Raw genomic sequence first — 6,932 nt, 5'->3', positions numbered from 1 at the left:
AATCAGATCGAAGACTCGGAGCCGTGTTGAACATGTCTTTGGCGTCATGGCGATGCGCACCGGCAGCACCCTCATGCGTGGCATTGGCATAATCAGGCTCAAGGCCAAGATCGGGTTGCGTAACATGGCCTACAACCTGTCCCGATTTGCCCTGCTGGCGACCACCTAGCAGGTGACGTGCGTCCAACGCACGGAATGGCTGATAAAAAGGCCATAGCGAGAGGAGAATGAGCGTCTTCAGAGACATGAAATAGGCAATATTTTCAATTTTTCGTTTTTCCGAAGAAATAGATTGCTCTTCGGAGGAGTTTTCAAGCTGTCAAATTTGATTTTTCAAGGATCCCTTATGAACTATTCACTTGGAATCTGAATCAGTCATAATTTCTTTACAGGTTAAAAACCTCTGTTGCGAATTAGCATTGATAAACAAGTGCAACTTATGTCTAGTTGATTTCATATTAATATAATGTCTAAAATGAAATGATAGCTTAAGGTTGTTGACTCGTGGCTGTTTATCATCGATCTCCCACGGGTGTATATAGAAAGTATAACACTTATTGCTTTTCAAAATATGCCTGACACCCATAAGGAACAAAGTAATTGGCAGTAATCGGAAATAACCACCGCCACCCCAGGGGACGACTCGTTTGCCAAGGGTGAGGTTGCTGACCGGGATCTCGTAAAACCCCGGGGCCATCTGGTAGATATGCCGGTCGCAGTTGTCAGTTTCTGGGAATTGGAGGGTGCCGTACCTGCCGTGCCCCTCGTAGGAGTTATAGCTGGAGTCGTAACGGTAACCGGCAGCCTGCACCATGCCGAGTGTTTCGTTGGATACGGAGAAGCTGGGAGCCCGATATCCCCATATCTCTTTACCGATCAGCTCTCCGAGGATCTTCCTGCTGCGCCGCAGATCTTCTTGCAGTTTATCGGCAGACATGCTGTAGCACAATTCATGATTGCAGCCGTGCGACGCCACTTCGTGGCCACGACGGTCGATCTCTCGAATCAGATCCGGGCAGCGTTGGGCTATCCAAGCCAGTACAAAAAAGGTCGCTTTGACGTTGGGCTCAACGGTGTCGAACAGGTCGAGCAACGCATGGGTGTTGGCCTCCACTCTCAGTTCGCGGGAAGCCCATGAGTCGTAGGAGATGTGTGCCTTGAAGTTTTCGACCTGGAACCAGTCTTCAACATCGATGGTCAGCAGGATCGTCTTGTCTGTGTGCATGCAGTAATAGTATGACAGCGTGGTATGTTAAGCAAGACGTCCAAACAACCATCAGACAACAATCAGCGTTGTAGAATTGGCCGGTGATTTTTTTGGCATAAACATAAACGACGGGGAATACAAGGAGCGGAAGCGTGTCTGCTCACCAGCGAAGTAATTCACTCTCCCACGACAGGGTGAGCAGAATGCGATGATCATCATATTCTTCATCTATCCGGTCAGATTCCTGTTTGGTAAAAGTGTAATCAACGCTCGCCGTGTAATACTGCATGAAGGTGTAGCCCAGCCCGATGTTTGCTTCGTAGCGGTCGTTGTGATAGGTGTCCAATTCGAAACTATCAATCGCCTCGATGGTTTCATCTGGCGATTCGAGAGGTACAGTGATCACATCTTCTCGATCTTCATAGAGATACGAGAGGCGTCCAGTCATCGTGAGATATTGAGACAATCGATAACTGAAGGAGAAACGACTCTCCCAATAATCGACCAGCCCTCGCTCGGAGGTACCGTCAAAATCTTCGGTGTCGTACCCCTTTTCCACGGCAACATTGAGATTGCCACGCTGCAAGGCGTAGTTCCACTCGGCCAACCCGGTACCTTCCCAGGATTCGTCATCACCGCTGACAACATAGGCAGGACCGATGCCGATACTGGTGTAGGTCCCGGGAGAGTAATCCCTTCTCCAGGTAAACCGCACCTGATGGATATCGATATCCTCTTCTATCTCCGTCTCGTCATACCGGGTGCCAATGAATGAATATGAGGCGGAGAGCGGATTGCGGGGAATCGAGTGGTTCCGAAGCTCCATGAACAAACGATACTCATCGAGATCGCTGGTCGTTTCTATCGGCGCGGGTTCATCCTCGGCGACTGCAGCGATTTCCGCTGGTTGAAAATCGCCTATGATATAGCGCAGATCGAGCAGTGTGCTCCAACGCGGGTTGAAACGGTGCTCATCAGCCAAGATGAATTCGTAGCGGTCGAAATCTTCCACATCGGAAAAATCGTCGTCGTCGTTGCGTAGGACGATGTAGTTGAACCCGAGCCTGATCAAACTTTCCTGGCTGTAGGTGTGTTCCGAGAAGAGTTCAAGGGTGTTGCGCCAATATCGGGTCCGCCTCGTGTCCGGGGACAACTCCGGCAGTGTTGGATCACCGGTTGCGGCAGCTTCCGGCGGTGCTGCGGGGTCGAGCACGTCACCGCTCGTTCGGTAGTAGTCAGAGCGCAGAATTTCGTTGGACACTCCGACCTGCCAGGCCCGTGTAATATATCGATCAGCGACGACCCGGAAGCTACCGTCAAAATCGCTCTCCGATGCGTACAGATCATAGCGCAGTTCCGGTCGGACATGGAATTCAAGATTATCCCGGGGGGTAGTACTGGTCAGAATGAAATAGGGAGAGAGGGCCAAGGCCTTATAATCGTCTTCTTCCCGTTCGATCCGTGATTCATCTATCTCGGTGTCGGGGTCGTCGAAATACGACTCATCACGATCCTCGTAATCATAGGAGATGCTCACCCCGCCCGTTAGAATGTTGCTGCGGGCCTGAGAGAGGTGTGGGATGGCGAGCACCAAGGGAAGGGAGACGAGTGCGGTGATGACGGCTGTTTTTTGGATCTGCGCTACCATAGATCTCTTGAACCCCATGTTGTATTAGTGGACGATGACGATGTCGCCGGAGCGGATGGTGATGTTTTTTTGCAGATTTTTCCCGGAGACGAAGTCGTCATAATCAAATGACAGGGTGTTTCCCTTGAACAGGTCCTGCTCCGCTTCCTTGATTGTCTCCCTGACGATGGTGACGTCTCGGTTTGCCCATTCGGTAAAGCCACCGCTGCGGGCAACGGCCTGGACGATGGTGAGGGGGTAGTCGAGGAAAAACACGCCTGGTCCGGTAACATTGCCCATCACGGTGTAGCGCAAGCTGTTGCTTTGCACCAGCGTCGTCGTGACAATGGGGTCTTCGTAAACCGTTGCATACAGCTGTTTCAGATAGTCGGCCAGCTGGGTCAGGGTGAGGCCGACCACCTCGACATCACCGATATGGAGCAGGGAAACGCGGCCGTCCATCATGACCATCACACCGGCTCCACTGACGCGCGGCGCATCGCCCGCTTCCGCCGGCCGCGCAGCGCCAACCGCCGTCGACGGCGCCATGTCTCCTTCGCCGTAGACGCTGACGCTGATGATGTCGCCATGGCCGATCACGTATTCGTCTTGGCTCTGGTTTTGGCCTGTCTGATCTCCGAGGATTTGGGTACGCAGCGATTGTTTCATCTCCGCGGTGGCCGGCACGTCCGCCGTCGACTGGGCGGAAAAAACGGACTGGGCGCCGAGAAAAATGACGGTGCTCACGGCCGCCAGCATGAACAGTACGGTTCTCATAACATCCTCCCCATCTGTTTGATCGATTTGCCTTATTTTGATTTACTAAGCACATTTTGTCAGGTTTGTCACCCTTAGAGGCGGCTGGTTGCCGAAAATGTGGCCTGTCTATCCCGTTTTCACTTTTTTTCTGGTAAATGACCGTATTTTCACATAAGATTAGCAGCACTATTATCTGTAGGCCACCAGTTCACCCGGGCCGTTATCTTCTTCAAAGAAATCGGTTCATACTCCATTTCATCATCACTCTTATGCGACGCACAAAAACACTCATCACACTGGCCATCTACCTGGGTACCTGCCTGCTGCTGCTATCTTCCTGCTCATCCCCGGAAGATAAGAAAGAGCGACACTACCTCCGGGCTCTGGAATACATCAAGACGGATGAACCGAAAGCCGCCATCATCGAACTGCGCAATGCCATCCAGATCGACCCGGAGTTTGCCGATGCCCGGTATCAGCTTGGGCTTCTTCATCTCGAACAGGGCGACGGGCAAAATGCGTTCAATGAACTGGTCCGTGCCGCAGACCTGGATCGAAACAATCTCGATGCCTCGTTGAAGGCGGCGGAAATGTATCTGCTGGCGCGCAACACCGAAGAGAGCAAGAAATTTATCGAACGTATCCTCGAGCGGGACGCCACCCACACCGATGCTCTGGCTCTGCTGGCACATCTCGAGCTGATCGACGGGAAACCGGAGCTGGCTAAAGAGACGCTCGACAGGCTTGGCGATGCGGTGGATCGTTCGGGGCGGCTGCTTAATCTCAAAGGGCGCGTTTTTGCCGCCGGAAAAGAATTCGACGATGCCGAGCAGGCCTTTCGGCAGGCAATTGAGCTGGAACCCGATAATTTCAACCACTATCAGGCGTTGCTGTTGTTCTACCAAAGCCGGCAGGATGTCGATAACATCAAGAAAACCCTCGACACCCTGGCGACGAAATTTCCCGATAACCCGCAAACCCACCTACTGCTTGCCGGGCGCTATCGCGCCGAAGGCAACCGTGAGCAAACAGAGGCCGCGCTCAGAAAAGCGATCGAGGTCGACCCGGAGACGGTGGAACACCGCCTGACGCTGAGCAACTTCTATCGTGAGTCCGGGGCGCTTGCGGATGCGGAGAGTGCGCTCCAAGCTGCCATGGAAGATTTTCCAGATAACAGAGCGGTGCAGGCACAGCTTGCCGAACTCTTCTTCGAGCAGGGAAAATTTACGGAAGCACAGGCCCTGACGGATGCAATCCTGGAAGCTGAGCCGGGGCAACGCGAAGCGAAATTGCTCAGAGCGAGACAGCTTCTCCATGACGGCAATGCGAGGGAGAGTATTGATCTTTTGAACCAGCTCACCAAGGATTACGCAAATTGGGCGGAACCGTTCTTTTTCCTCGGCTTGGCGCACTTCAGCCGCGGTTCCATGGACTTTGCCATGCAGGAACTCGACAACGCCATCAAAATTGACGATAACGAGGCGAAATATCACCAGCTGCTGGCCCAGGTGTACCTGAGCCAGGGTTACTATGAGGATGCCGCCAAAGAGGCGACCGCTGCATTGCGAATCGATCCGCGGAGCAGCCGTACAGCGCTCCTGCTCGGCCAGGCCTATGTCGGCGGCAAGCAGTACGAAAAAGCCATTGAGCTGCTGACCAGGATGAACGAGAAGATGCCGGACAATCCCGAGATCATGCTGAATCTGGCCCTTGGCTATGTCGGCGCGGATCAGAGAGCCACGGCAGAGCAGCTACTGGAACAGCTGCTGGCCATTCGGCCGGGCATGGATCGCGCCGTCTTGTTACTGATCGGCCTGAGGTATCCAGGCGACCCGGATGGCGCTGCAGCCTTTATTAAAGAGCAGATCGACAGAACGCCGGACAGCAGTTCCTTGTATCTGATTTTGGCAGATCTGCTCGAGCGGCAAAACCTCTACGAGCAGAGCCTTGCCGCCCTTGATCAGGCCCAGAAACTGAATCCGGACAACAACCGGGCCTTTCTCTCCTCGGCTCGCCTGCTCGCCAGGATGGGGAGAACCGATGAGGCACTCAGCAGCTATCGCGGGCTGGTTGAACGCCAGCCAAACTCGATTCCCGGGCTCATGGGCCTCGCCACAGTACTGCAAACAGCCGGCAATACTCAGGAGGCACAGGAGTACTATCAAAAAATACTGGCTATCAAAGCCGATTATGCACCGGCTGCCAATAACCTCGCGTTTCTGATTGCATCCGAACCAAACGGCGACCTGGGCGAAGCGCTGCGCCTGGCGATGCTGGCCAAACGGGCACATCCCGATGACCCGTACATCGCCGATACCCTGGGCTGGGTACACTACCAGAGGAAAAACTACTCACTGGCCATCACCCAGTTCGAACAGGCACTGCTCACCCTGCCGGCTGAACCGACGGTCACCTACCACCTGGCACGAGCTTATGCCGGTGATGAAAAGGCAGAAAAGGCAGCCGCTTTGCTGGAATCATTTCTTGGCACGGATAAAGATTTTCCTCAAAAATCGGAAGCGCAGGCGTTCCTGGCCGAACTGCAGTCAGGTGTGAGCAACAAGTGACGATCTGTCCCCACCGAGCGACAACGTCCCCTTCCCCTGAGGAAACGACAAGGGACAAGCAGTGTGAGCAGGGCAGCGCGGCCGGACAACCATCGTTTTGCCGCGTTTAGAGATGAGCGTCTTTTGCCGAAAAATAAAATAACAAAACAACGACGAGCACATAGACTAACCAGAGCCACCTGAAAAGAAGATCCTCACTTCAGCCTTCACTCCCCTTCTGGAGTTGTTCCAAATTGGCGACACCACCTGATTCTCGCCGAAGCACACCTTCCACACCCCATCCTACTATTTTCATCTAACATCTTTTAATCAATGATTAAATCTGAAGCTGGCTGGGAACCATCCACTGATGAGGTTTTTGATCAGCCGTTAAGAATGTGTACAAACAACTACTCACCAAACTGATATTAAAGGGAAAAATAAAAATAATGCAGAGCAGGAATGCTTTCGCTAAACAGCGACACATGGGGTGAGGGGTATCACGGAAACGACGTTTCTGTAAACACGGTTTGCATTTTATTGGTTTTATATTTAAATCAATAATTCAAGATTGTTAACAGATATTATCTCGTCGGAAACCACGTTTCTTTCGGTGGTTCTCGTCTTTTTCTAGTGACAACAAAGGTTACAAAATCAGTTTTTCCCCCCGCCCTTCTTGCCGCTCAATCCCGGTCAATTGCTACAACTGTCTGTACTAAATGGGTTTATTATCTGTGGCATGCATATTGCTTCACTGTTCACGAACCACAAGATTAACCTGTTGAACAGCTGA

General features: G+C 52.5%; 4 protein-coding genes. 1 reads left to right on the top strand and 3 read right to left on the bottom strand.

The window, feature by feature from the left end; translation table 11 throughout:
- Window positions 1-355: 355 nt before the first annotated feature.
- From BUC26_RS20835 to BUC26_RS20825, 3 genes are all read right to left on the bottom strand, one after another.
- The gene (locus BUC26_RS20835) at window positions 356-1,225 is read right to left on the bottom strand and encodes an XrtA system polysaccharide deacetylase (protein ID WP_073379168.1); all 870 of its coding nucleotides are present in this window, start codon (window positions 1,223-1,225) and stop codon (window positions 356-358) included.
- A 142-nt stretch (window positions 1,226-1,367) separates the two neighbouring features.
- Window positions 1,368-2,855, bottom strand: a complete 1,488-nt coding sequence (locus BUC26_RS20830; protein WP_073379167.1) for a hypothetical protein — start codon at window positions 2,853-2,855, stop codon at window positions 1,368-1,370.
- 24 nt (window positions 2,856-2,879) lie between these two features.
- Window positions 2,880-3,611, bottom strand: coding sequence for a polysaccharide biosynthesis/export family protein (locus BUC26_RS20825; RefSeq protein ID WP_073379165.1), 732 nt, complete (start codon window positions 3,609-3,611; stop codon window positions 2,880-2,882).
- A gap of 251 nt (window positions 3,612-3,862) precedes the next feature.
- Here BUC26_RS20825 and BUC26_RS20820 point away from each other — a divergent pair, with 251 nt between their 5' ends.
- The gene (locus tag BUC26_RS20820; protein WP_073379164.1) at window positions 3,863-6,160 is read left to right on the top strand and encodes a tetratricopeptide repeat protein; all 2,298 of its coding nucleotides are present in this window, start codon (window positions 3,863-3,865) and stop codon (window positions 6,158-6,160) included.
- The last annotated feature ends 772 nt before the right edge of the window (window positions 6,161-6,932 follow it).

This window comes from Desulfofustis glycolicus DSM 9705 (genome assembly GCF_900130015.1).
GTDB classification, from domain to species: domain Bacteria; phylum Desulfobacterota; class Desulfobulbia; order Desulfobulbales; family Desulfocapsaceae; genus Desulfofustis; species Desulfofustis glycolicus.
Note: the sequence above shows the minus strand (reverse complement) of the source record. Positions and strands in the feature narration are given on the sequence as shown.